Here is a 25,132-nt window from a genome sequence, read left to right on the forward strand (position 1 = left end):
TGGAACATGTCATGAGCTTGTTTAAAGATGAACAGAGGATTATCGAAGGATTTGAGTAATAATTCTATTTCGAATGATTAACTTCTGCTTTTGAATAAAAATTACTTTAGAAAATTTGAAGTTGAATTCTGAAGAGAGAGCATGTTTTCGAAAATCAACAAAGTTTTTGAAAAAGCCCTGTCAACTTTTTTTATTAATTATAAATACTATTAAAGATATAAATAATCCTTGATATTTCATTTTTATTTAAAATTATTACGGTGATTATATGACTGATAAAGTAGTTTTAGCATTCAGTGGTGGACTTGATACCTCTGTATGTGTTAAATTATTAGAAGAAAAATACGATGTCGAAGTTATTACTGCATGTGTAGATGTAGGCCAAGGCGAAGAAGAAATGGAAAAAGCAAAAACCATGGCTTCCAAAATCGGTGGTTTAAAACATTACAACATTGACGCTAAAGAAGAGTTCGCAAATGAATACATTGCACGTGGAATCAAAGCAAATGCAGAATATGAAGGATACCCATTAAGTACTGCTCTTGCAAGACCATTAATTGCTCAAAAAATTATTGAAGTTGCTGAAAAAGAAGGAGCAACAGCTATTGCACATGGTTGTACCGGAAAAGGAAATGACCAATTCAGATTCGAAGCAGTTATTCTTGCAATGTCTGATTTAGACATTATCGCACCGATCAGAGAAATGAATTTAACAAGAACAGAAGAAAAAGCTTATGCTGAATCTAAAGGAATTGAATTAAGCTATGATAAAATTTACAGTATTGATGAAAATCTCTGGGGAAGAGCAATAGAAGGAGATGTCTTAGAAGATCCTGCAAACGAACCTCCAGAAGATATTTATGAATGGACATCCTCATGGGAAGATGCTAAAGATGAACCTGAAAAAGTGTCCATAGAATTTGAAGAAGGTATTCCAGTAGCCATTAATGGTGAAATGATGCCATTAATAGACCTCATTAAAAAAGCTAATGAAATTGCAGGAGCACATGGAATTGGTAGAGTAGATACAATCGAAAACAGAATGATTGGTATTAAAAGTAGGGAAATCTACGAAACTCCTGGTGCAAAATTATTAATTCCAGCTCACCAAGCATTGGAAGAATTAGTTTTAACTACTGATGAACTAAGATTTGCTGAATATATGTCAACATTATACTCCGATTTAGTATACAGAGCACTCTGGCAAGAACCATTAAGAAACGATCTTGACCAAGCAATTGACAGCATGCAAGAAAGAGTAAGCGGAGAAGTCGTTATGAAAATATTCAAAGGTTCAATCCAACCTATTGTTAGAAAATCTCCATTCAGCTTACACAGCATCGAACAAATTACCTTTGAAGACAAAGAAACTGACCAAAGGGAAGTTGAAGGTATGATTAAATACCACGGTCTTCAAGCAGCAAATTATCAAAAATTAAACAGATAGCTTTAATGCTATCACAACTATTTTTTTATCGCTTCAATGAAATATTCATTGAAGAACCTTTTATTGAAATCGAATAGATTTATAAAGTCAGAATCGATTATATACATATCACAATAATCATCATTATCCCTAATTCCACGACCATATGCCTGCATTAATGCCATGACTGCCTGATAATAATACCAAGAGGTATCCAATTCTTTTCTGTATATGACCTGTTCATTAAGTTGAGGATATGGAACCTTAAAAACAATTTGGAAACGACACAAATCGCCTTTAAAATCAACACCATCTTTAATGGAAGCTCCGATGAGAATTACTTTATCCTCATTTTGACTGAAATCCTTCAATATATAATTCCTATCTTCGCCACCGACAAACACTAATGGATAATCTTTTAGATGTTCACAAATCCAAAATGCCTGTTCATTACTTGAAGTATGAATAACACCTTTTTCATTTTTATATCTATCCAAAATATCCCTTATTTTATCAATTGCTTTTTCATTTTTCCAGTTTGGAATTCCTCTTGTCTTACCACTCATACTTCCGACAAAGTCCATGAAAATTGGTCTTTTTTCGACATCAAAAGGGGACTTTTCATAGATATAAAAAGTTTCGTCGGGATTTATATTATTCCATTTGCAGAATTTATTTTTATCACCCAATGTCCCTGTTAAAAAAATACGAATATTGCCTAATTTCAATAAGTTTTCAGTATCTTCCGAAACAGAAAAAGGTTTGAATTCCGCTGAAATATCCATTTTATTACTCAAAATTAAATCAATTTCGGGAAGGTCAATAATTAATTCGTTGCTTTTTAAACCCATTTCTATTAAAACAAAATTTTTCATGTCTGTTTCCAATCTTTGCTTTTCAATATAATCACTGCTTGAAAATTTATTTGGGTCACTTTCAAATTCATCTAATGTAACCTGAACATCTCTTTTATGCACCGCTTCAATTTCCTTAATCTGATTTTTACAAAGATTTGCCAATTCATCACATAATTCTATCCAATAGTTGGAATTTCTTTTTAAATTATGATATGAATTAGTATTTTCCATAACAGGCTCAAAAATATCTACACCAAATTTTGTTGAAATATATTCCCTATTCAAATTATGAGAAGATAACATTAACATTTTACGTTCCAAATTATGTGCCTCATCCAAGATTAATAATTCACGCGGATCAAGCATTTTGTTTGCAACACCCATATAATATATAAAATCATAATTAGTGATTACATTGTCAGATTCTTTGGCTTTTTTAAAAGCAGTACTAAAATCACAATCATTACATTTCTGTAGATTATATTCCTCTTTGATACAAAAATCACAGTTTCCATTATAATTACAAAGATAATTTGCCCTTCCCTTGATTTCTACAAGCATGTCATCAAAATCATCCAAATACTGCTCTTGAAGTTGTTTAGTCATTGTTAAAATATATGAGTCCTCATACATGTTAGCAAGAGTTGTTGCAATGGCAGATTTTCCAGTTCCTGTTCCCGCCTCCAAAATAATATTTTTATATCCTTCACCTATAGCCCAATTAATTTTATTAATAAGTTTAATTTGACTATTTCTAGGAGTATGACCCTTAAATGACCAAAAAACCATCCAATCAAGATTAGACTTATTATTTTGCAAAAAACCCCACCATTTAATAACAAGTTGATAATAATAAATATGTCAAATAATTATATTTAAAAGTTTATAACATATAGTAAATCATGTCCAAAATTAATCAACTACAGGAAATAATCGACTCATCAGACAACATAGTATTTTTTGGAGGTGCAGGAGTTTCAACAGAAAGTGGAATTCCCGATTTTAGATCTGAAAGCGGAATCTTCAAAAGTTTAGAAAAATATGGAGATACACCAGAAAATTTAGTTTCCCACTCATATTATATGGACCATACCGAAGAATTTTACAGATACTATAAAGAAAATCTTGTTTTCACAGATGCTCACCCAAATCCAGCCCACCTAAAGCTGGCAGAATTAGAAAAGACTGGAAAACTCAAAGCCATCATTACACAAAATGTAGATGGACTTCATCAAAAGGCAGGAAGTAAAAATGTTTTAGAACTTCATGGAAGTATCCATAGAAACTATTGTCAGATTTGTGGAAAGAAATACGATTTAGATTATATTCTAAATAGCAAATCAATTCCTAAATGTGAATGTGGAGGAATTATAAAACCAGATGTGGTACTTTATCAAGAACCTTTAAATGATGGAATTTTAAGTTTTTCCATTGATTACATTCAAAATGCCGAAACATTACTTATTGGCGGAACATCACTTGTCGTGTATCCCGCTGCAGGTCTAATAAATTATTTCAATGGAAAAAATCTTGTCTTAATCAATAAAAGTGAAACTCCATACGACAATCTTGCAACATTAGTCATCAACAACGCCATCGGCGAAACATTGTCCCAAATCAAAGTCTAAAGATTCAGGAATTACCTCTATCCCATCCAACTGATTATCACATTTATAGACAAGTATTTCAACACCATTAGCATATGCTTCATTTAAAGTTTCACTGAAAACCGGGTCATTTTCCCAGTTTGGCCTGAAGAAATTGCCTGCAGGATGCTGGATCAGGAAAAATACAACGCATCGATTGCCTTCTTTTTTAAGCTTAATTAATTCTTTTAAGTGTTTGACACCTCTTTCAGTTGGTGCATCAGGAAATCTTGCTTCACCATCAATTATCAATGTCACCCCTTTTACCTCAACAAAGCAAGAGTCATCATTTGAGTTTTCCAAGTATATATCGATTCTGGAATTATCCACAGTTTTTTCCCTTTGATGACGAGAATAACCTGAAAGTTCTATTATTTTACCATCAACTATTGCATCATAAACAATACCGTTAGCTTGCTGAGAGTAAAGTGATACCAAAACACCATTATTTTCAACAAAGTGAAGTGAAAATTTAGTTTTACGATTTGGATTATCTGACGGTTTTAACCAGACAACAGCATCCTCAACCAAAAGTTCCCTGCATCTTCCGGTATTCGGCACATGTGCAATTTCAAGTTGACCCCCAACTTCCACTTCAGCAATGAATCTGTTGGGTCTTGCCTTAAAAATTCCCCTAACATAATCCATTTTTAATCACACTGCCAATATAGGAAACCAACTCTGTTGCTGAAAATCCATTTCCTTTATCATTATAAACTTCATCTCCCGCAAGACCATTAATAAATGCAGCAAGACTAGCTGAATCAAAACTTGACAGACCTTGTGAAAGTAAACTAGTAGCGATTCCGGCAAGTGCATCACCAGTACCTCCAACAGTCATCCCCGCATTACCAGATTTATTGATTTTGAATCTTGAACCAGATAAAATTAAATCGTATTGGCCTTTAATAATTACAGATCCCCTGATTTGACGAGTAATTTGTTGAAATTGAGTAATGTTTTCATCAACTTTAGCAAAATCATATGAATCAATATCCAGTTTCAAATCATCTGTGACTTTGAATACTGATTTGAACTCAAATATATGGGGAGTCAATATAATATCTTCACGATTTTTGATTAAAGATATTTCAACCTGTTTCAAACTATCTGCATCCAAAACAATTGGCTTTTTAATCTTAGTCACTAATACATTAAACAATTTAGATGTCTCCTCATCAATACCTGCACCCGGACCAATCAATACTGCATCAACCTTTTCCGACAAGGATAACAGTTCATCCAAATGATTTAAAGATAAATTATTTCCTTCAAGAGATTTGACAATCAAATCAGGAGAAGTAGCTTTAATGGCTTCAGCAGCCATTTTAGGAGCAGCAACATAAACCAAATCTGCACCAGCACCAATAGCCGCCATCCCTGCAATAGCTGGAGCGCCCGAATAATCCTTACTTCCACCAACTACAAGCAAACGTCCATTATTTCCCTTATGAGATGATGCATCACGAGTATTGAACCTTAAAAAGTCACCATAATTAACAAAATATTCTGCTTCAAATGGAATACCAATGTCTGCAGTCACAAGACCCCCAACATCTTCTTCTTCAGCATTTCTTACACCAGTTTTTATTTTATGAAAACTTATTGTATAATCCGGAACAACAGCCAAATCACTTACTTCCCCAGTTAGAGGGTCCATTCCTGATGGCACATCTACACTGATTTTAACACCACTGGATTCATTAATAACTTCAATAGCTCGTTTAATATTAATTTGTAATTTTCCTTTAATTCCAGTTCCCAAAAGTCCATCCACTATAACAAATTCTGAGTCCTTGCTTCTGGCAACTTCACATGAATTAATGTCTTCAAGTGTTTTTAAATTAAAAATGTTCAAACGTGACAAACGAGGTTTCATGTTTTTTAAGATTTCAAAATTAGTTTTTGCATCATTTGAGCGAATATTGTCTTTTAACATGTAAATATCCACATCATAACCTCTGTTTAATAAATATCTTGCAGCGACAAATCCATCTCCACCATTTCCACCAGAACCTGTAAAAATTACCACTTTTACAGGTTTAGCAAAAGTGTACACTGCAATTTTACCTACTTCCTCCGCTAGAGATTTCCCTGCGGATTCCATTAAACATAGCCTTGATAAACCTAAATATTCACAATTATAATCTGTAACCATCATATCTATCGGATGCAAATAATCACCTAAATTAAATATAAGTATCTAATATAAATATAATTATCTTAATACAAGGAAAAAAACTCATGAGAAAAATTACCCTAAAATTATTATCAAAACTATCAACTAAATACCTTACAAATGGATTAATACTAATTTTAATTTTATTTGCTTATGGAATAATCGGTTCACATTTCATAATGGGACTGAATTTTACAGATTCACTTTATTATGCAGTTATTACTATGGCAACTGTGGGTTATGGAGATTACATACCCGTTACAAACCTCCAAAAAATATTTGCAACAACATTAGCATTGGGAGGAGTTGCATTACTGGCATACGTATTTAATATAATGCTAACAAGTTTCCATGAAAAAATGAAAACATATTCCAAAGGGGCTAAAAAAATGAATGCAATTGAAAAAATGGATGAATATTACATTCTTTGCGGATACGGAAGAGTGGGAAAAGTGGTTTTGAATGAACTTATCCACAGAAATCAGAATGTAGTGATTATTGAAAAAAATGAAGAGAATAGTGAAGATATTGAAGAGAACGAATCGGTAGTAGTCATTAATAAAGATGCCACTGAAAATGATTTAATAGCAAAATTAGCTGGAGACAAATGTCAAAGTGTAATAATAAGTACCGGAAGTGACGTTACAAATTTATTTATCGTGTTAACAATCAGGGAAACCAATCCTAATGCATGGATTGTATCAAGATGCAGCAAACTAGAAAATGAACCTAGACTTATAAAAGCCGGTGCAAACAAAGTCGTATCCCCAGAAATAATTGGGGGCAAAGATCTTTATTATCAATCAGCAAAACCTCATCTCTTAAGATTAACAGTAAGACATACCTCCGATGAAATCTTTGATGAGTTCAAAATAATCAGCAAACACAAATGCAACCTTGAAAATATTGACTACCATATTCCTGGAATTGAAACACCCCTACGGCGTAAAATCAATACCATGGAATTATCTGACGGTAAGAAATTTAATGAATACTTGAAGTCAAATCCTGATGCTAAAAAATCCTTAGATAACTTATACCACAGTGTTAATAATATTCATTCACATGTAATTTCGGGACCGGACAATGCTACTTTCAATGCATTAATAAAAGATTTGGAAAAACAGGAAGAGATTATAGGTAAAAATTTAAACGATAAACAAATAGCTCAAATAACAAAAAAAGAATTAGAGATGTAGCATCTCTATTTAACTATCAAAATTCTACTAACCCTTGAAATATAAAAGGTATCATATCCTGAGAATATAACAACTTTATGGCTTCCAAGACCTAGTTTTGAAGTATTAAAACTTATGACCCCATTTACTGCTTTAATTGAGTAAATATAATATTTTGTACCTGTAAAAACTTTTAATTTAACAGTAACTCCATTGAGAGGGACATTATTAGCTTTATTTTTAACAGTTACTTTAAATATTTTTGAAGTACCCAAAGATGCATTAATTTGAGGTGCATCGACAATTGTTTGAATCTTGTATTTATTAATATATCCAAAGTTATAATAACCCAGATATTTGTTATTTGGAGCCATTGGAAGTATATTTTTACTGAAGAGTCTGTCTTTAAAATAGACATTATCTTTCAGATATCCAGTACTTAGACCAACAGTTTTACCATTATCATTAGCGGCATACGCCCTTACCAATGAGGTTGTAGAACCTTCTTTTGTTGTTGCTTTCCAATGAAATACTGTAATATCACGTCTATTAACTCCATAACTGTCACTAGCACCAATCTTAACGGCAGCAGTTACAGGATTGCTATTGAAACTAGTCCATTTACCATGACGGAAACAGGATATTGAATTTGGGACAGAAATGTATTCACCAGCTTTCAATGTTCCAAACTTCATTCCACCAGTCCATACTAAAGCATATCTCCCATTAGGTGCTTTAATAGCAAAATGTCCAATACTAAAACCTAAAGACCTAATATAACTTCTAATAGATTGCAGTTTAGATGTTTGGATAACACCAGATTTAACCATTTGTCCAGCAAGGTTTTCAATCGCCTTATTTACACTAGCACCATCTGCTCCACCAGTTCCAATCATCCAACCATCAGCAGTAGTAATTGAATGGAAAGAATACCCTCCATTAGTTTTATATTGCTTTAAAGCCAATCTTCCATTCCATACCACAGGTTTAATGTTAATGTTCACAGAATAAGTTGAATCCCTTCTAAATCCTGTTAAACTTTCAGAATAACTTATCTGAAGATAAAATGAACAGCACCCTACCTCCGCTGTTGGTTTGATATTCATTGTGGCTTTAGAATCTTTATAAATAAAATATTTCTTTTGTTCATTATCACTTAATGAAACATAAACCCGGTATGATCCAACATTCAAATTTTTATTTAAAGAGGCTATACCCGCATTATTTGTAGTTGAATAAAATTTAAATATTTTTTTTCCATAACAAACTTTAAATAAAACTTTAACCCCACTTACCGGTTTTTTAGTAACCTTATTAGTTATTTTTGTTTTAAAAAATAAATCTGATTTCCAATAAGTATTAAAATTATTAGTTTTTATTTCTAATGGAGCCTTAATAACTTTAATTATCGCATTATATTCACTTGCAGAATAATTTGCATCGCCATTGAATTTAATATTAACGTTGTAAGTATTTGGCTTAAGATTTAAACTTAAAATTATCTTTCCATTTTCATTTGTGACTTTTGTGTAAATTTTGCCATTTAAAAAAATTGATAAAGTTTTATTCTGAATCGGTTGATTATTATCATCCCTCAAATAACTTACAAGTTCACCTTTTTCCTTATAATATATAGTCGGATTATTAGACTTAATTGAAGTGTTTTTAACCTCAACCGTTTCATCGACATGAGTTTCATTAACAGTGCCAGTTAAATCAACACCAACATCACTTTGAGAAAAACCAACCGTATCCTGAACATCAATAATATCAGTAATATTATCAGAAGCGGAAACAATGCCGATACTTAAAAAAAGAACTAATAACATAGAGACAGTGATAAAGTTGAATTTTATTTTTAATTTCATTGCCCCCAATCCCTTAAAAATAAATAAAATAAAAAAAAGAAAAGAGAGTTATCCTCTCTAGAATAATTCGTGTAAGTGCATGATTGCAGAACCTAATTTACCGTCGAAGTTACCTGCACTAATTTCAAGTACACCATCTACAGCACAAGCAGCTTCAATACCTGCTTTCATAGCTGCTTTTACAGATTCTTCATCTACACCATCAATAACTATTTCAAATACACCATCAGCATCATCTCTAATATCAGAGTCAACTTTGTCTTTTAAAGTTACACACATTTTTTCATTAGTGGATGCATTTAAGAATTTGGAGTATTTGTTGGATCCTACTTTAGAACCAGATGCAACCATACCTCCAGGGAATGGAGTTATTACACCTTCAACTTCACTAATAGCAGCAACAGCTGCTTGAGCTGCTTCTACACCAGTCATTTGATCTTTTGCTAAAATGAAGAAGTTTCCACCAGCTACACCATCTTTGTAACCGAATGCAGATTCTACTAAGAAGTCACCAGACATAATTGGGATAGAGTGTATTTTTCTTCCATCAATTTCTAATTCAGTTTCGTAACCGTCACCGAAGAATTTTAATTTATTACCAGTTTTTAAAACATCTTCAGATTCGAGACAGTTAAATGCTGCTGCAGTTGGTGCAGTTAAAATACACATTCCAATTCTTTCCATTAATTCATGATCAAGTGCTTTTTTACCACCTTGACAAATCATGATAACATAACCAGGTCTTCCATCAGGAGTGTTTTCAGCTGGTACAAAACAATCAATACCTGCTTCTGCAGGACATCCAATAACAGAAGTTCCGTAACCGGTTGCTTCAGTTGCTGCAATTTTTGCTAATTCTTCGGTTGCTGCAGTAACTAAAATTCTAGTTACTTTGATTCCGAAACCTTCTGCATAAGTATCTTTAATTTCTACACCGTTAATTTCCATAGTTTCACCATAATTTTTACAAAAAATTAATTTTTTGTGATAATTAATTTTATGAATATGAATAAAAATAAAGTTTTCTATTTATCATTTAGGTCATCTTCCAAAGCCTCTTCAAGTTCCTCTGAAGATGATGAAAATGAAATTTTATCCAGAACGGATGAACCATAATACGGTAAAATTACCAAACCAATGATAGTTACCATCCAAAATGAAATTAATCTTTCAACAACAGTTGCTGCAGCACTTATTGAAGAAGAAATACCCGCAGCTGAGTAAAATATAATCATTACCCCGTCAATAGCACCTAAACCCCCCGGAAGAAGAGGAATCATACCAACTAAAGATGCTACAATGAATACTTCACCAATTGTAATTAAACCAACATTGGCTCCAAAAGATAGAAATACTAAATAAACCCTTATAATCTCAAAAATCCAAATAACAAAAGACAATGGAATTGTATAATACATGACTTTCTTATTTGAAATTAATATTTTCATAGTGTCCTGGAATCCGAAGATTACCTCATGTACTTTCTGCTCGAATTCATCAGTATTTTTCTTGTAGAATCTTCTAACAATACCAATAATCCAACCATCAACCCTTTGACCAAATCCAGGATTAATGCACATGTAAATCAAGACCATTAAAACAATTATTATAGCAATTACGGCCAAAACCATAACAATAAGCAACCATAAATCAAAATTAAAATATAAAGCCATCGCCGCAATAGTAATAGCTGCAAGAACTACAAATGGAAATGTATCCAATGCCCTATCGGCCACAACAGTTGCAAATGTTTCTTCCATCAGATAATTTTTCCTTTTTGCTAATATATACGCCCTGACAGGCTCTCCCCCTCCACGTCCGGAAGGAGTAATATTATTTACTGCAAGACCTACCAATACCATTGGAAGCAAATCTCTGATAGAAACTTCCTTATCTGTGAGTTTATTGAGGATTTGCCATCTTAAAGTATACAAAAAATAAGTAAAAACTTGAGTAAGAATAGCAAGAACTATTATAACCGGATTAGCTATTGTTAAAGCACTAATAACTTGATCAATACCTACAAACCACAGCATTATAATTAAAATACACACACTAAACAACAATAACAAAACAGTTTTCCGGTCCATAATACTACCAACTATTATTTTAATTTAACATTTTATTACTTATAAATTTATATAGAAATTTATTCAAATTATAACAATGTATGAGGTATATAACGAAAAGTGATTTATTGATTGTTGCAAGAGATTCCGGTTATTTAATGATAGGAATCGGATTAATGTGCATTGTTCCATTAATTTTCGATTTAATATATTTTGAGTTTGATGTGATTAGTTTTGTTATACCTGCAGCAATTTCAATCGCCTTAGGGATAGCATGCATGAAATATTTCGAAAACTCCACAACCAAAAAGATGCGGCTTAAACATGGGATGATGATATCATCATTCGCATGGTTATGGGCAAGTCTTATTGGAGGACTTGTTTTTATGCTAGCAACACATATACCCTTTATTGATGCAGTTTTTGAAAGTATGTCCGCTTTGACCGGAACCGGAATTACAATGTTTAAAAATGTTGAAATATTGCCTCATAGTATCTTATTTTTCAGATCCCTTGAGCAATGGATTGGCGGTTTGGGAGTTGTTGTTATGGTTATTGGAGTCTTAACAAAACCAGGATCCGTTTCATCAAAATTATACCAATCTGAAGCTCGAGAAGAAAGAATTAAACCAAGTATCAAAACCACATTAGAAAAAACCTTAGAAATTTATTTAATATATACAATTTTTGGATTAATTTTATACCTTTTAGCAGGAATGCCAGCATTTGATTCTTTATGCAATACATTCAGTATTATTTCAACCGGAGGAATGAGCATAAAGAATGCAAATATGGGATACTACCACAATGATGTAATTTACCTGATTTCAATAGTTTTAATGATATTGGGTGCTACAAGCTTTTTAGTTCACTATAAAGTAATTAAAACTAGAGGAAAATCCTTAATTGAGGATTTACAATTCCAAATTATTATTGGAGTAATAGCAATTGTGACTGTCATAATCTACTTTATTTCAAACATTGTTCCAATAGAAATATTATTTACAGTAGTATCAGCAATAACAACAACAGGAGCAAGTGTTGCGATGCCACAAGTTATGGCAGGCTGGCCTTCATTTGTAATCATATGTTTGATGTGTTTAATGTTAACTGGAGGTTCAAACGGATCTACAGTAGGTGCAATAAAACTTGTGAGAATGATTACATTCTTCAAAGGAATCTACAGACATATCAGAGAAATTTTATCCCCAGAAGGAAGAGTAGTACCAATAAAATTAAATGGACATAAAATTCCTGAAAAGTCAATTTCCCAAGCGGGAAACTATATTACCTTATACATGATGTTCATTATGTTTACTTGGGCATTATTCTGTTTATTCGGATATGACCCCTTCAAAAGTTTATTTGCAGCAATGTCTCTCCAAGGTAACAACGGTTTGGAACTTGGAATAATAAACCATACATTAAATCCAATATTAAAAGTTGTAAGTATGTTCGACATGTGGACTGGAAGACTGGAAATTTATCCAGTATTAATCACCGTAAGAGCATTTTTTGAGATTTTCAAAAGATAATATTTATAATGTCTTAAAATAAATATTGATTATCAAAAATATATTGAGGCGATTTTAATGTATGTAATCATTATGGGCGGAGGTCGTGTAGGACTTGCACTTGCAAACTTATTAATTGAAGATGGATATGACATTACATTAATTGAAAGTGATGAATCATTATGCACAGAAGTTGCAGCTGAACTCGATGCGTTAGTTATTTGTGGAAACGGTACTAGTTCTAAGCTACTTGAAGAAACTAACATTGAAGATGCGGATTTCTTTATCGCTACAACAGGAAATGACGAAGCTAATCTATTATCATGTATTTTAGTTAGAAAATATGATGTCCCAAATATTATTGCTCGTGTAAGTAACCCTGATCACGAAGAAGCATTTAAAGAAGTGGGAATTGATCAGGTAATCAGCCCTGAGATTACCGCAGCAGGTTACTTACAAAAAATTGTTACAAGACCAAATGTGGCGGAATTAATTACTCTTGGAGAAGGAGATGCCGAAATTTTGGATATGACCATAACCAATGATAAAGTTGTAGGGAAACGCTTTAAAGACGTATCTCCAACAAAAGAATACATCATTATTGCCACTTATCAAAATGGAAACTTAGTAATTCCACAACCTGACAATATTATTAGCCGTGGAGAAAAGGTTTCTGTCCTTGTAAAAAGAGGAAACTTTAAAAAAGTTTCTAAAAAATTAGAGAAGTAATGAATAGGACATTCTAATATGTTCTTTCCCATTATTTTCTACAGTTGGACCGTGTCCAGGATATATATTTTTAACGTCCAATTTTGTTAATTTCTCAACACTATTTTTCATGTCGTCAAAATTTCCACCGATATCCATTCTACCAACACCACCCCCAGCAAAGATAGTGTCCCCAGTAATTAAGTTTTCACCATCCCATAAACAGATTCCACCAGCAGTATGGCCAGGAGTATGAATTACTTTAAAATTAGCTATTTCATCACCATCTTCAAGCTGAATATCTACTTTTGAATTAGCATCATTTGAAAAAGCAGACATTGAAGTGCCTAAAGAATCTTTATTTTTCATAGAAAACGCATCATCCTTATGAACAGCAATTTTAGCATTAGGAAACAAGTAGTTACCACCAATATGGTCAAAATGACAGTGCGTATTAATAATCAATTCAATATCATCAGGTTCGACACCATTTTGACGAAGTTTAGAAAATAAATAATCTTTATTGTCCCCTGCACCAGTATCGACCAAAGTATTTCCATTGACCAAATAACAGTTTGAATCGTAATTATAACCTATAATAAAAATAATATCATTAGAACTCATGAAAGATAATATTGTCAATAAAGTAATTAAAATTTTTGAAAAATAGATTTGTATAAAAATGGGGTCACAGGGATTTGAACCCCGATCCTGGGATATCTCTTGCCTCAGTACTCCAATTGTTCATCACAACGGATACTGTTCAGTTACGCGTATATTTTCTTCAAAGACAACTGGAGTCCCAGATGATGCCAGGTTACACCATAACCCCACACATAACATACAATAATAAATATATTTTAATAATATATAAAGATTACCCTATATCTAAAATTTCATTTGTTTATCAATTCCAGCAATTTCATCTATTTCAAGGCCTTTTTCTAGAGCATAATCTTTTTCAACCTTATAATTTCCATTACGAGTACGTGGAGTATTTTTTGGCTCTAAAAATAACCATTTAGTATATTTAAATCTAACTCCAATATATGGTGTTGCCCCAAATATTTTTGAAAATTCACAAAGTGCATCAATTTGAGGAGCATCAATATAAACTTTGTCTTTAGTTGTTGTTTTAACTTCAATAGCCAAATATAACTTTCCATTTCCAGCCACAACATCAGGTAATGGATTTTTAGTTGCTCCACCAGAAGCCGGAGCCCTCATAGCTGCAAAATTCCTTTCCCAAAGTTTATGCACCAAATCTCTTTCTTCAGCCGAACCCTTTTTAGCCATGATTACACCTTATGTTAACTAATTTGTTAAAAGACATTATATAAAATAATCGTGAGAGCATTTGAAAAGTAATATGAAAATCTTAAAAAAAATAGTTTTATAAAATGGGGCCGGAGCCGAGATTCGAACCCGAGTCCCGGGATCCACAGTCCCGGAGGATGACCGCCTACCCTACCCCGGCATTTATAAAATATTAAATAAAAAAAATTGTTAAAGTGCGGGAGCAGGGATTCGAACCCTGGAAGACCTGCGTCAACAGGTCCTAAGCCTGTCCCCTTTGGCCTCTCGGGCACCCCCGCTTATAAAAAAGAAAGGATACATAGAAACCATTAAAAATCTTAACAAATTTTTTAAAATGCTCCGACCGGGATTCGAACCCGAGTCTTCGGCTCGAAAGGCCGAAATGATTGGCCGGACTACACCATCGGAGCATACTTATACATAAAAGTTTATTTAACATGGGCCCAATGGGGTTCGAACCCATGGCCTTCCGGTTATGAGCCGGACGCTCTACCTGGCTAAGCTATGGGCCCTCGAAGCGCCATCGACAGGGCTCGAACCTGTGACCAATCGGTTAACAGCCGAACGCTCTACCTACTGAGCTACGATGGCATATAACAACCCATTTACTCAACCAATAAACCCATGTTTAAAAATCAAAAGACTTTAAACAGTAATAATAACTATGCATTACATAGTATATAAATCTTTTGGTTTTTCTCAACTTTTTGAAAAAAAACAAAGTAATTTCACAATAATACATTATACGAACTAATATATAAACTTTAAGAATCAATATAAAAAATATGGATTCTAACATATTTGACTTAATAAAAAAAGCGAATGAAATTACATTAAAGCAACACGGAAACTTAATCACCCTTGAAAGAGCAGTATTCTTATCATGGTGGTGCGATAAAGGAGATTGTGCTTTTTGCTATATGTCAACACAAAAAGATAAAATCAAAGATCCAAAAAAAGCAAGACGAAATATCAGCAACATTTATGCGGAAGCAGAAATGTGCAGACGTCTTGATTGGAATATTGAATTTTTATCTGGAGGATATGAATCTTTTACAACCCAAGAAATTAAAGATATTGCAACAACAATAAAAAACATTACCGGCGATGGTGTCTGGTTAAATACAGGAATTACCGACGAATTAAATGAATATGGATCAGAAATTAAAGGAATCACAGGTGCTGTTGAAGTTGCCAATCCCCAAATTCATGAAAAAGTCTGCCCATCTAAAAAATTAGATGACATAAGTAATATGTTAGATACAGCTGGAGATTACGGATTTAAAAAAGCAATAACCATTATTTTAGGATTAGGTGAAACTTTAGAGGATGTTCAATATATTATTGACTACATCAAAGACCATAACATTGACAGAGTAATATTCTATTCATTGAATCCCCATAAAGAAACCATTTATGCAAATTCATCACAACCAGCATCCCTTTATTATGCACAAGTCGTGGCACAGGTAAGACTTGCATTTCCAGATATTGAAATCATTTGCGGAACTTGGATTGATAATTTGGCAAACATAGGAATATTAATCTTAAGTGGAGCAAATGGAATAACAAAATTCCCATTATTTAAAATGTTTGGAACAAAATATGGAAAAAGAGTTGAAGAAGAAGTGAAATGGGCAGGACGTGATTTAAAAGGAACATTTACAGATAAAACTAAGTTAGGACCTAAAAAAAGTGAAGTTTCACCGGATTTAGATAAATTTATAAAAAGATATGTAAAAGAATCCTTAAAAAATAAATATTAATTTTAATAATTTTTTTAAAAACCACTGCCAAAAATACTTTATTTTAATAATCTTTATAAATCTAATAGTTCAAATATAACTATAATATAAATTATTAAAAAATTATCCTTATGGAGGAATTATTATTAGTGACGATGTTGATATGATGTGTGGACTTGAAATCCACGTACAATTAGAAACCGAATCAAAATTATTCTGTGATTGTCCTACCAATTATCAGGATGCACCAATAAATTCAAACATCTGCCCAGTTTGTTTGAATCAACCAGGTGCTAAACCACATCCAACAAATGAAAAAGCATTAGAAAATGCATTAATGATTGCCCTAATGCTTAACTGTGAAATCGATCAAGATGTTATTTATTTCATGAGAAAACATTATGATTATCCTGACTTACCATCAGGTTATCAGAGAACTTCAGTTCCAATTGGAATTAACGGAGAATTGAACGGAATCAGAATTAGAGAGATTCACGCTGAAGAAGACCCTGGTCAATTTAAACCTGACAGAGGTACTGTTAACTTCAACCGTTCAGGAATTCCACTAGTTGAAATTGTTACTGAACCAGATATCAAATCACCTGAAGAAGCAAGAAACTTCTTAAAAGAATTAATTCGTGTTTTACAATACAGTGGAGGAGCTCGTGGAGAAGGTACCATGAGAGCAGACGTTAACATTTCCATCAATGGAGGAAACAGAGTGGAAATGAAAAACGTTAACTCCATCAAAGGTGCTTATAAAGCATTGAAATTTGAACTTGTAAGGCAAAAAAACCTCATGAAAAGAGGAGTTGAAGTTAAACAAGAAACTCGTGCATATCTAGAATCTCAAATGATTACAGTAGGTATGAGGATGAAAGAGGATGCTGATGATTACAGATTCATTACAGATCCAGATTTACCTCCAATGAAGATTTCTGATGAAACCATCCAAAGAATTTTAGATACCATGCCAGAAGCTCCTCACAACAAAGTGAAAAGATTTGTTGAGGAATATAATATCGACGAAGAATCTGCAAAAGTTTTAACATCAGAACTTGATTTAGCTATTGCCTATGAAGAAGTTGTAAAAGAAATTGACTCTAAATTTGCTGCAAAAATCATGAGAGATGAACTTAAAAGAGTATTATCATATAATAAACTAGACTTTGCAGACAGCGAAATTACATCTGAAGATTTAATAGAGTTCTTAAAAATGCTTCAAGACAAAGAGATTACCGCAAAAGCAGGACACAAAATCATAGAACAAATGCCAAACAATGATAAATCTCCAAAAGCTATTGCTGAAGAATTAGGTTTACTTGGTGTTGTAAAAGATGATGAAGTATTAGCAGCAGTAAAACAAGCTATTGAAGAAAATCCTAAGGCTGTTGATGACTACTTAGGCGGTCAAAAAGCTTCACTCAATTTCCTTGTTGGGCAAGTTATGAGGATAACCCGTGGAAAAGCGGATCCTGGCGAAACAGTGAAATTATTAAAAGAGAATATTGAATAAATGGAGGATGCAAAATGGCAGGAAAAAAATCATATGTTAAAGATTATATGACAAAGAATGTTATTAATGTTACTCCTGAAACAAAAACAGATGAAGTTATCAACCTTATGAAAGAAAGTCGTCACAATAGTTATCCCGTTGTTGAAAACGGTAAATTAGTAGGTATGATAACTGCATTTGACATCATATCAAAAGAATGGGCAGACACTGTTAGAGATTTAATGACTACCCAATTAGTAGTTGCAAATCAAGATTTAGCAATTAACGATGCTTCAAGAGTAATGTTTAGAAAAGGAATTTCAAGAATGCCTGTTGTAGATGAAACTGGAGCATTAGTCGGAATTATTACAAACACAGATATGGTCAGATCACACATCGAAAGGTCAACACCAACAAAAGTAGAATACTTCAAAAAAACCATGGAACAACTGTATGGAATAAAAACTACTTTAAGGCATATGCCTGTTGAAACTAATAAATTAAGACCTACACAAGATAAGGTTTTTGCTGATGAACTTGAAGGAAGAGCATATGAATTAGAAAAAGGGTTAGCAGAACCAGCTATCGTTGTGAAAACTGGAGACCGTTGGATTCTTGTTGATGGGCATCACAGAGCAGTAGCATCCAAACAAAAAGGATATGATACTGTTGATTCATATGTTGTTGACTTAGGTCAGGACATTAAATTAGGAATGGAAAAAACTGCAGATAGAGCAGGAATTAAAACATTTAATGATATTGAAATCATTGACGATGACAAACATCCATTAATTGCTCTTACAGAAAGTATCCAAGACCAGGCATCAAAGGATGATGATTAAATGGATAATGATAAAATTATTCGTGAAGTATATGAAGTTTTGGAATCAAGAAGAGACAATCCTATTGATTCTTATACATCAAATATAATGCAGGACAGTGAAAAAAAAGCTGAAGATAAAATACTTGAAAAAATAGCCGAAGAGGCTGGGGAAGTATTGCTCGCTGCAAAAAATGATGAAAACTTAGTATATGAATCTGTGGATTTGATTTTTCACACACTTTTAATTTTAGTTTATAAAGGTGTGGAAATTGATGAAATTTTTGAAGAATTTTCTCGCAGAAGAAAATAATTTAAATAAATATTTTTTCATAATTAGCTGAATATTGGTAAAAAAATGTTTGATACAGTCGCTGAAAAGAAGTTTTTATTAAAAGAATTAGTTAAAAAAGATTTAACTGCTAAATATAAAGATTCCGTATTAGGTATTCTTTGGAGTTTCTTTAATCCATTATTAATAATGTTAGTATTTACTGCAATTTTTTCAATGTTGTTCGGCAGATCAATTGAAAATTATCCGGTTTACTTTTTATCTGGAAGACTAATTTATGATTTTTATAACTCTGCAACAAAAGGTGCAATGGGATCTATCAAAAGACATGGAAATCTGTTAAAAAGGATTTATGTGCCAAAATATATGTTTTCAATTAGTGCAGTATGTTATGAATTTGTAAACTTTTTAATTTCCTTTGTAATTCTATTTGGAGTAATGATTATAACCGGAGCAAAGTTCTATTTAACAAGCGTATATGCAATTATACCAATACTATTATTAATAATATTAATATTTGGAGTAGGATTGATTCTAGCAGTATGTAATACATATTTTTCAGATATTGGATACTTGTACAATGTATTTACATTAATTTTAATGTACGCATCAGCATTATTTTATCCTATAGAAATTGTTCCAGTTACAATCCAAAAGATTTTTTCATTGAATCCTATCTATTCTGCAATTTCATGCTTTAGGGAAGCAGTGGTTTATGGAGTGGTGCCCGATGCAAGCACATTATCCTATTTAGCCGTTTTTGCATTCACAGTATTCTTCATAGGAATTTTATTATTCAGCATATATGATAAAAAATTAGCATTAGAAATATAAAGGGTAATAAATATGAGCATATTTGATAAATTTCGAAAAACTAATAAAAATTCCATACTAAAAGACGGAGATAAGGAAGTTGCTATTGAAGTGACAGACTTGGTAATGGAATTTAAAATTACAAAAGATAAAATTGATACCCTTAAAGAATACATAATCCGTACAATAAAAAGAAATAAAAAAGAAAAACAAAAAATCAGAATTCTTGATGGAATTTCATTTAAAGTTTATAGAGGAGAAAGAATGGGGGTTCTTGGATTTAATGGAGCCGGTAAAAGTACTCTTTTAAGAATAATTTCCGGAATTTATGAACCCACCGAAGGAACAGTTAAAATAAACGGAAAAGTCGCACCGTTACTGGCTATCAGTGCAGGTTTTGATAAAAACTATACTGGAAAAAATAATATTTTCTTAAACGGTGCCTATTTAAGTATGGACGAAAAATACCTTAAGGAAAAATATGATGAAATTGTTGAATTTTCAGAATTAGGGGAATTTATAAATTATCCTGTAAAAAATTATTCCAAAGGTATGCAGGCAAAATTAGGTTTTTCAGTAGCGACTGCAATAAAACCTGATATCCTAATACTCGATGAAGTATTGGGAGTAGGTGACATTAAATTTAAAAGAAAAAGTTCTGCAAAAATTAACGAAATGATGAAAGATGGAGTTACTGTTCTTCTTGTTTCTCATTCCATAGGACAAATAAAAAAGATCTGTGACAGATGTATCTGGATTGAAAATGGAAAAATTGTAATGGAAGGGGAAGCGAAAAAAGTTTGTGAAGCTTATGTAAAAAGCAGTAAAAAGAAATAAAAAGGTTTAAAAATGGATAAAAGATGGGTATTAATCATAATAATTGCAATAATAGGATTAGGGTCAATGTATTTGGTAATAGAAAATTCAACCACAGTTGGTAGTGCAATATCAACTTTCGGAAAAACTACCATAACACTACCTGAAGGATTTTCTGTTGAAAAAAGCGATGATGCATCTCTAGAATTATACAATAAACATAGCAACGAAACAATTGACATTTATGATCTTGGAAAAGAAAATTATCCAAGAGAAGAATTAATAAATTTAACATTACTATATCAAGATATAGAGGATTATGACAAAGTATCCAATATGACTCATAAAAAAATCAACAATATAACAGTGTATCAAGTACAAATGAGTAATGAAAATAAAACAGATATACATTCAAGTTTTTATTATCACAATCATGATTACATCGTTTCAATGAACAATTATAAAGATATGAAAAAACTTGAAAAGGATTTGGAATTCATAATATGTACAATGCATCCTGATTATAAACAATCACAAAACTAAAAGAGGAATTAAGTTGAGTGGATTTAAATTTACTATCATTACACGCACCAATAATTCAAAGCAAGATGCTGAAAAAACACTCAACTCAATAATTGGACAGACACTAGATTTTGAAGAGAATATTGAAATCATCATACTTGAAGATGATTTAGGTGATAGTGAGGACATATGCAAAAAATATGTTGACAAATATCCTCGCAACATAAAATACATTAAATCTGATTCCGACATCATCAATAATGTCGGACTTGAAAACGCATCTGGAAAATACATTCTTTTTTTAAAAGCTAATGATTATTTAAGTGAACAGACATTAGAACATTCATTAACAGTGTTAAATAAGCATGAAGACATTAATCTATTAATATTACCAATTTTCTACCATAAAAATGGAAGAACTGAAAAATATCTAAACCATGACATTAAAGATACAAAAATCATTGATTTATATGAACATCCTGAGGCAGTGCAGTTATTAGGTCCTTCCACAATCATTAAAAAAGAATCGATTAAAGATACCCATTATCTGAATGAATACAATAGCCATGCCACTTTTTTAAATGAGATAACATTGAAAAATTCTAAATTAGGAATCTGTAAAGCAGGACAATATTACATTGAAAATATTGAAGAAAAAATTTTGCCTACAGAAGAAATAAGTTTTGATAAAGAGGAATATTCCAAGTTTATAGAAAACAATTTTAATCAATTAATAGAAAAAAGCAAAAATAATTCTGAGGAAATTCCAAAATTTGTACAATATGAATTATTAAATCAATTCAAATGGATTTCATTTATTAAAACTTCAAAAGAAGAATTGAATTTATCCAAATTAAAACATTGCATTACCTACATCGATGATGAACTAATATTAAACAATATTTTAATTGATGAAGACACTAAGATATTTGCATTTCTATTGAAATATGGTGAAATTCCAGATGAATTTAAAGAAAAACTGAATCTGAGCACTGTATTCATCGATATTTATGATATTATTGACAATGAATTACACATATTAGTCAGTCTGATTAACACAGCCACAAGAAACTTAGATATTTTAATGAATGGGGAAAAAATTAAAACTGAACTGAAAGAATTTCCACAATATGATAAATACAGTTTAGGGCATAAATATGCTTCAGAGTATTCCGTTCAAGCAGTAATACCCTTGACAACTGATAAAAAATATGAACTCGAATTTGAATCAGAAAATAAAAGGTTGCATATAGATTTCTCAAGACCATGCAATTTCTCTAAAAATGTAGGATATAACAAAACCAAACATTACTTAAGTATTTTGAAAAATTATACCATTGTAATTCAGAAAAAAACTGGATTAAAATGGATTAAACAGGAAATTAAGTCATTATTCCATATAGGAATGAAATATAAAGTTGAATTTATAAAAACAGCCCCATTCAGAATAGCTTATATGTTAGGATATCCATTTTTAAAAAATAAACGAATATGGTTTTATATGGACAGACCAAATGAGTCTGATGACAACGGACTGCATCTTTTCAAATATTCCGTCAAACAGGATGAAAATATTGAAAAATACTTCATTTTAGATTCTAAAAATCCTGATTATGAAAATATTAAAAAAATTGGGAAGGTAATACCGTACAAATCTCTTAAACATAGATTTTTAGGATTATACGTCGAAAATATAATTTCATCACATCCTGACAATGAAATCATATACCCATTTTGGGGGAGTTATCCATTTTTTGCAGGGCTTTTAAAATCGAATAATATATTTTTACAGCATGGAATACTTAAAGACAATATTTCTGATTGGTTAAATAAAAAGAACATGAATTTATCTTTCTTTTTAGTTAGTTCAAAAAGAGAATATGAATCAACATTTGCATATCCTTACAACTATGAAAAAGATGTTGTTCAATTACAGGGCCTACCTAGATATGACAATCTAAAAAATATAGAAGATAAACATGAAATAATTATTATGCCCTCATGGAGAAGATATCTGACTGGGAAATCAAGTGACTACATAGAAAAAACTGAATATTTCAAAAAATTTAATAGTTTGATAAACAATGAAAGATTGATTGATAAAGCAAAAGAATACAATTATGAAATTATCTTCAGACCTCATCCGAATGTGTACAATTTTATAGAGTTATTCGATGAGAATGACTATGTAAAAATAGATTATGAAAAAACTAAATTCCAGACATTGTTTAACAACGGATCTTTATTAATTACTGATTATTCTTCAGTGGCTTTTGATTTTGCATATCTATACAAACCAGTGATTTACTATCAATATGGTGAAGATTACCACTTTAATGTTGAAGAAAGCTTTTTTGATTATGAAACAATGGGAATGGGAGACATATGTAAAAATGAAGAAGAACTTGTGGATCTGATTATAGAATATATTGAAAACCACTGTAGAATTAAAGAAAAATATTCCAAAAGAATTGATGAATTCTTCTTATTCAATGACAAAAACAACTGTAAAAGGGTTCACGAAGCAATTAAAAAAGTTCCTCTAAAGGATTAACTCCATATTATTCATACCCCTTTCAAAACTTCCGATTTTTACTCTTTTTTTATTGAAAACTTTAAAGCCAATTTTTTCGTAAAGTGCTTTAGCACCTTCATTTCTAAAATCCGCATCCAATATGACACGTTTATAATTTCTTGATTTTGCATAGTCAATAGCATCTAAAAGTACTTTTTGGCCCAAACCCTGACCTCTCATATTTTCATCAATTGCAATTTCAGCAATGTAAAAATCATCATCCTCAATATCACATAGCACAAAATAATCTAAAATATCAACGATTATCAACCTTAATGATTTTAAATAAAACTTATGAGAAGTTTTTGAAGTATAAATAATTAATATTCCTATGATATTTCTATTATCATCTAAGATAACCTTAAAAAAATCATCAGTCTTTTCTTTTTTCAAATCCCGAGCGATAGTCCTTACAGCTTTGGCAGGACTACTAAAAAGCATGTCAAATGTTCTGAAATCAACATCATACACCAATTTAGCAACTTTATCCACATCATGAATTTCAGAATCAAACGTCTCATAACCCATTTTAATCATTGTTTACAATAGTTAAGGCAAATACTCCAGCCCCAAATCCATTATCTATGTTTACAACTGCAATTCCCGGTGCGCAAGATTGAAGCATCGCATCAAGCGCAACCCTTCCTCCTTCACCGACACCATAACCAATAGAAGTCGGAACTCCAATTACAGGAACATCAACTAAACCTGCAACAACAGACGGAAGTGCACCTTCCATGCCTGCGCAAACAATGAATGCCTTAACCCCCTCTTTTACCATATGTGCAATTTGAGGAAACAGTCTATGAATCCCCGCAACACCAATATCATAAGAGGTGATTGCTTCACATCCCCCCTCTTCAACAATCACTCTTGCTTCTTCAGCAATCTTAATGTCCGAAGTTCCAGCAGTGATAATTCCTATTTTGGCTTGCGGTTCCTTTTCAATTATTTCCTTCCGGATTACCAAAATTTGAGCTCTTTTATTATAATCAAAAATAAAGGAATTTTCACCCAAGTCACTTAATATTCTTTCATATCTTTCATTGGATAATTTTGTTATAATTAAATCCTCATCACTTGTTTGAAGATATTTTTTAATTATTAAAATTAAATCATCATACTCTTTACTTGGAGCAAATACAGCTTCAGGAAAACCTGTACGATCATTCCGTTTAATATCAAACTTAGCAACATCATCAAATTCTAAAATAGCATCAGCTTTTAAGAGATTTTCAGCTTCTTCAATATTAATTTCCCCATTGACCAATCTTTCAAGAATCTCTTTCATA

Annotated in this window: 23 protein-coding genes and 6 tRNA genes; 13 read left to right on the top strand and 16 right to left on the bottom strand. The window is 31.8% G+C overall.

Features of this window, described 5'->3' with window-relative positions; all coding sequences use genetic code 11:
• Positions 1–268 precede the first annotated feature (268 nt).
• Positions 269–1,447, top strand: a complete 1,179-nt coding sequence (locus tag Q0P94_RS01900) for an argininosuccinate synthase (protein ID WP_295113192.1) — start codon at positions 269–271, stop codon at positions 1,445–1,447.
• 17 nt (positions 1,448–1,464) lie between these two features.
• Here the strand turns inward: Q0P94_RS01900 and Q0P94_RS01905 are convergent, their stop codons facing one another.
• Positions 1,465–3,102, bottom strand: a complete 1,638-nt coding sequence (locus tag Q0P94_RS01905) for a helicase C-terminal domain-containing protein (RefSeq protein WP_295113195.1) — start codon at positions 3,100–3,102, stop codon at positions 1,465–1,467.
• 83 nt (positions 3,103–3,185) lie between these two features.
• Between Q0P94_RS01905 and Q0P94_RS01910 the strand changes: the two genes are divergently transcribed.
• Positions 3,186–3,911: an NAD-dependent protein deacylase gene (locus Q0P94_RS01910; RefSeq protein WP_295113198.1), complete on the top strand. Its 726-nt coding sequence runs from the start codon at positions 3,186–3,188 to the stop codon at positions 3,909–3,911.
• Here Q0P94_RS01910 and sfsA read toward each other — a convergent pair.
• Together sfsA and Q0P94_RS01920 are read right to left on the bottom strand one after the other, a co-directional pair.
• Complete coding sequence (sfsA, locus tag Q0P94_RS01915) at positions 3,861–4,577, bottom strand: DNA/RNA nuclease SfsA (protein WP_295113201.1); 717 nt, start codon at positions 4,575–4,577, stop codon at positions 3,861–3,863. The two genes, Q0P94_RS01910 and sfsA, sit on opposite strands and share 51 nt — an antisense overlap.
• Positions 4,564–6,105, bottom strand: coding sequence for an NAD(P)H-hydrate dehydratase (locus Q0P94_RS01920; RefSeq protein WP_295113204.1), 1,542 nt, complete (start codon positions 6,103–6,105; stop codon positions 4,564–4,566). Before Q0P94_RS01920 ends, sfsA begins: the two co-directional genes overlap by 14 nt.
• Before the next feature lie 68 nt (positions 6,106–6,173).
• Between Q0P94_RS01920 and Q0P94_RS01925 the strand changes: the two genes are divergently transcribed.
• Positions 6,174–7,307, top strand: a complete 1,134-nt coding sequence (locus Q0P94_RS01925) for an NAD-binding protein (protein WP_295113207.1) — start codon at positions 6,174–6,176, stop codon at positions 7,305–7,307.
• A gap of 5 nt (positions 7,308–7,312) precedes the next feature.
• On the opposite strand, the gene Q0P94_RS01930 is transcribed toward Q0P94_RS01925, so the two are convergent.
• From Q0P94_RS01930 to Q0P94_RS01940, 3 genes are all read right to left on the bottom strand, one after another.
• Positions 7,313–9,154 carry a hypothetical protein gene (locus tag Q0P94_RS01930; protein WP_295113211.1) on the bottom strand — a complete coding sequence of 614 codons (1,842 nt, stop codon included), beginning with the start codon at positions 9,152–9,154 and terminating at the stop codon, positions 7,313–7,315.
• Positions 9,155–9,211: 57 nt separating this feature from the next.
• Positions 9,212–10,102 carry a formylmethanofuran--tetrahydromethanopterin N-formyltransferase gene (fhcD, locus tag Q0P94_RS01935; RefSeq protein WP_295113214.1) on the bottom strand — a complete coding sequence of 297 codons (891 nt, stop codon included), beginning with the start codon at positions 10,100–10,102 and terminating at the stop codon, positions 9,212–9,214.
• 77 nt (positions 10,103–10,179) lie between these two features.
• Positions 10,180–11,244 (bottom strand): UPF0104 family protein, encoded by a 1,065-nt coding sequence (locus Q0P94_RS01940; protein ID WP_295113217.1) that lies wholly within the window; start codon positions 11,242–11,244, stop codon positions 10,180–10,182.
• An 80-nt stretch (positions 11,245–11,324) separates the two neighbouring features.
• Between Q0P94_RS01940 and Q0P94_RS01945 the strand changes: the two genes are divergently transcribed.
• Both Q0P94_RS01945 and Q0P94_RS01950 read left to right on the top strand, forming a co-directional pair.
• Complete coding sequence (locus Q0P94_RS01945; protein WP_367270193.1) at positions 11,325–12,758, top strand: TrkH family potassium uptake protein; 1,434 nt, start codon at positions 11,325–11,327, stop codon at positions 12,756–12,758.
• A gap of 57 nt (positions 12,759–12,815) precedes the next feature.
• On the top strand, positions 12,816–13,466 hold the full coding sequence (locus Q0P94_RS01950) for a TrkA family potassium uptake protein (protein ID WP_295113223.1): 651 nt from the start codon (positions 12,816–12,818) through the stop codon (positions 13,464–13,466).
• On the opposite strand, the gene Q0P94_RS01955 is transcribed toward Q0P94_RS01950, so the two are convergent.
• The 8 genes from Q0P94_RS01955 to Q0P94_RS01990 all read right to left on the bottom strand — a co-directional run bounded on the left by Q0P94_RS01955 (position 13,455) and on the right by Q0P94_RS01990 (position 15,353).
• Positions 13,455–14,069: an MBL fold metallo-hydrolase gene (locus tag Q0P94_RS01955; RefSeq protein WP_295113225.1), complete on the bottom strand. Its 615-nt coding sequence runs from the start codon at positions 14,067–14,069 to the stop codon at positions 13,455–13,457. The genes Q0P94_RS01950 and Q0P94_RS01955 overlap by 12 nt on opposite strands.
• A 59-nt stretch (positions 14,070–14,128) precedes the next feature.
• Positions 14,129–14,277 (bottom strand) — tRNA-Trp (locus Q0P94_RS01960).
• Between the two features lie 56 nt (positions 14,278–14,333).
• Positions 14,334–14,741 carry a Holliday junction resolvase Hjc gene (gene hjc / locus Q0P94_RS01965; RefSeq protein ID WP_295113229.1) on the bottom strand — a complete coding sequence of 136 codons (408 nt, stop codon included), beginning with the start codon at positions 14,739–14,741 and terminating at the stop codon, positions 14,334–14,336.
• Positions 14,742–14,846: 105 nt separating this feature from the next.
• Positions 14,847–14,922: transfer RNA gene (locus tag Q0P94_RS01970), tRNA-His, on the bottom strand.
• Between the two features lie 35 nt (positions 14,923–14,957).
• A tRNA-Leu gene (locus Q0P94_RS01975) sits at positions 14,958–15,040 on the bottom strand.
• A 57-nt stretch (positions 15,041–15,097) separates the two neighbouring features.
• Positions 15,098–15,172: transfer RNA gene (locus tag Q0P94_RS01980), tRNA-Glu, on the bottom strand.
• Between the two features lie 28 nt (positions 15,173–15,200).
• A tRNA-Ile gene (locus Q0P94_RS01985) sits at positions 15,201–15,274 on the bottom strand.
• Between the two features lie 6 nt (positions 15,275–15,280).
• Positions 15,281–15,353, bottom strand: a tRNA-Asn gene (locus tag Q0P94_RS01990).
• A 185-nt stretch (positions 15,354–15,538) separates the two neighbouring features.
• On the opposite strand from Q0P94_RS01990, the gene Q0P94_RS01995 reads away from it, so the two are divergent.
• The 8 genes from Q0P94_RS01995 (at position 15,539) to Q0P94_RS02030 (ending at position 23,819) form a co-directional block, all read left to right on the top strand.
• Entirely contained in the window at positions 15,539–16,528 is a 990-nt protein-coding gene (locus Q0P94_RS01995; RefSeq protein WP_295113330.1) for a radical SAM protein, read from the top strand.
• Positions 16,529–16,670: 142 nt separating this feature from the next.
• Positions 16,671–18,023: an Asp-tRNA(Asn)/Glu-tRNA(Gln) amidotransferase subunit GatB gene (gene gatB, locus Q0P94_RS02000; RefSeq protein ID WP_295113232.1), complete on the top strand. Its 1,353-nt coding sequence runs from the start codon at positions 16,671–16,673 to the stop codon at positions 18,021–18,023.
• Between the two features lie 14 nt (positions 18,024–18,037).
• Complete coding sequence (locus tag Q0P94_RS02005; protein ID WP_295113235.1) at positions 18,038–18,844, top strand: CBS domain-containing protein; 807 nt, start codon at positions 18,038–18,040, stop codon at positions 18,842–18,844.
• On the top strand, positions 18,845–19,135 hold the full coding sequence (gene hisE / locus Q0P94_RS02010) for a phosphoribosyl-ATP diphosphatase (protein ID WP_295113238.1): 291 nt from the start codon (positions 18,845–18,847) through the stop codon (positions 19,133–19,135). It begins immediately after the preceding gene.
• Positions 19,136–19,180: 45 nt separating this feature from the next.
• The gene (locus Q0P94_RS02015; RefSeq protein WP_295113242.1) at positions 19,181–19,948 is read left to right on the top strand and encodes an ABC transporter permease; all 768 of its coding nucleotides are present in this window, start codon (positions 19,181–19,183) and stop codon (positions 19,946–19,948) included.
• 12 nt (positions 19,949–19,960) lie between these two features.
• Positions 19,961–20,764: an ABC transporter ATP-binding protein gene (locus tag Q0P94_RS02020; protein WP_295113245.1), complete on the top strand. Its 804-nt coding sequence runs from the start codon at positions 19,961–19,963 to the stop codon at positions 20,762–20,764.
• A gap of 12 nt (positions 20,765–20,776) precedes the next feature.
• Positions 20,777–21,286, top strand: a complete 510-nt coding sequence (locus tag Q0P94_RS02025; RefSeq protein WP_295113248.1) for a hypothetical protein — start codon at positions 20,777–20,779, stop codon at positions 21,284–21,286.
• Positions 21,287–21,299: 13 nt separating this feature from the next.
• Complete coding sequence (locus tag Q0P94_RS02030) at positions 21,300–23,819, top strand: CDP-glycerol glycerophosphotransferase family protein (protein ID WP_295113250.1); 2,520 nt, start codon at positions 21,300–21,302, stop codon at positions 23,817–23,819.
• On the opposite strand, the gene Q0P94_RS02035 is transcribed toward Q0P94_RS02030, so the two are convergent.
• Both Q0P94_RS02035 and larB read right to left on the bottom strand, forming a co-directional pair.
• Complete coding sequence (locus Q0P94_RS02035; protein ID WP_295113253.1) at positions 23,808–24,368, bottom strand: GNAT family N-acetyltransferase; 561 nt, start codon at positions 24,366–24,368, stop codon at positions 23,808–23,810. The genes Q0P94_RS02030 and Q0P94_RS02035 overlap by 12 nt on opposite strands.
• A 1-nt stretch (position 24,369) precedes the next feature.
• Complete coding sequence (gene larB, locus Q0P94_RS02040) at positions 24,370–25,131, bottom strand: nickel pincer cofactor biosynthesis protein LarB (protein ID WP_295113256.1); 762 nt, start codon at positions 25,129–25,131, stop codon at positions 24,370–24,372.
• Between the last annotated feature and the right edge of the window lies 1 nt (position 25,132).

This window comes from uncultured Methanobrevibacter sp. (genome assembly GCF_946184425.1).
GTDB lineage: Archaea > Methanobacteriota > Methanobacteria > Methanobacteriales > Methanobacteriaceae > Methanocatella.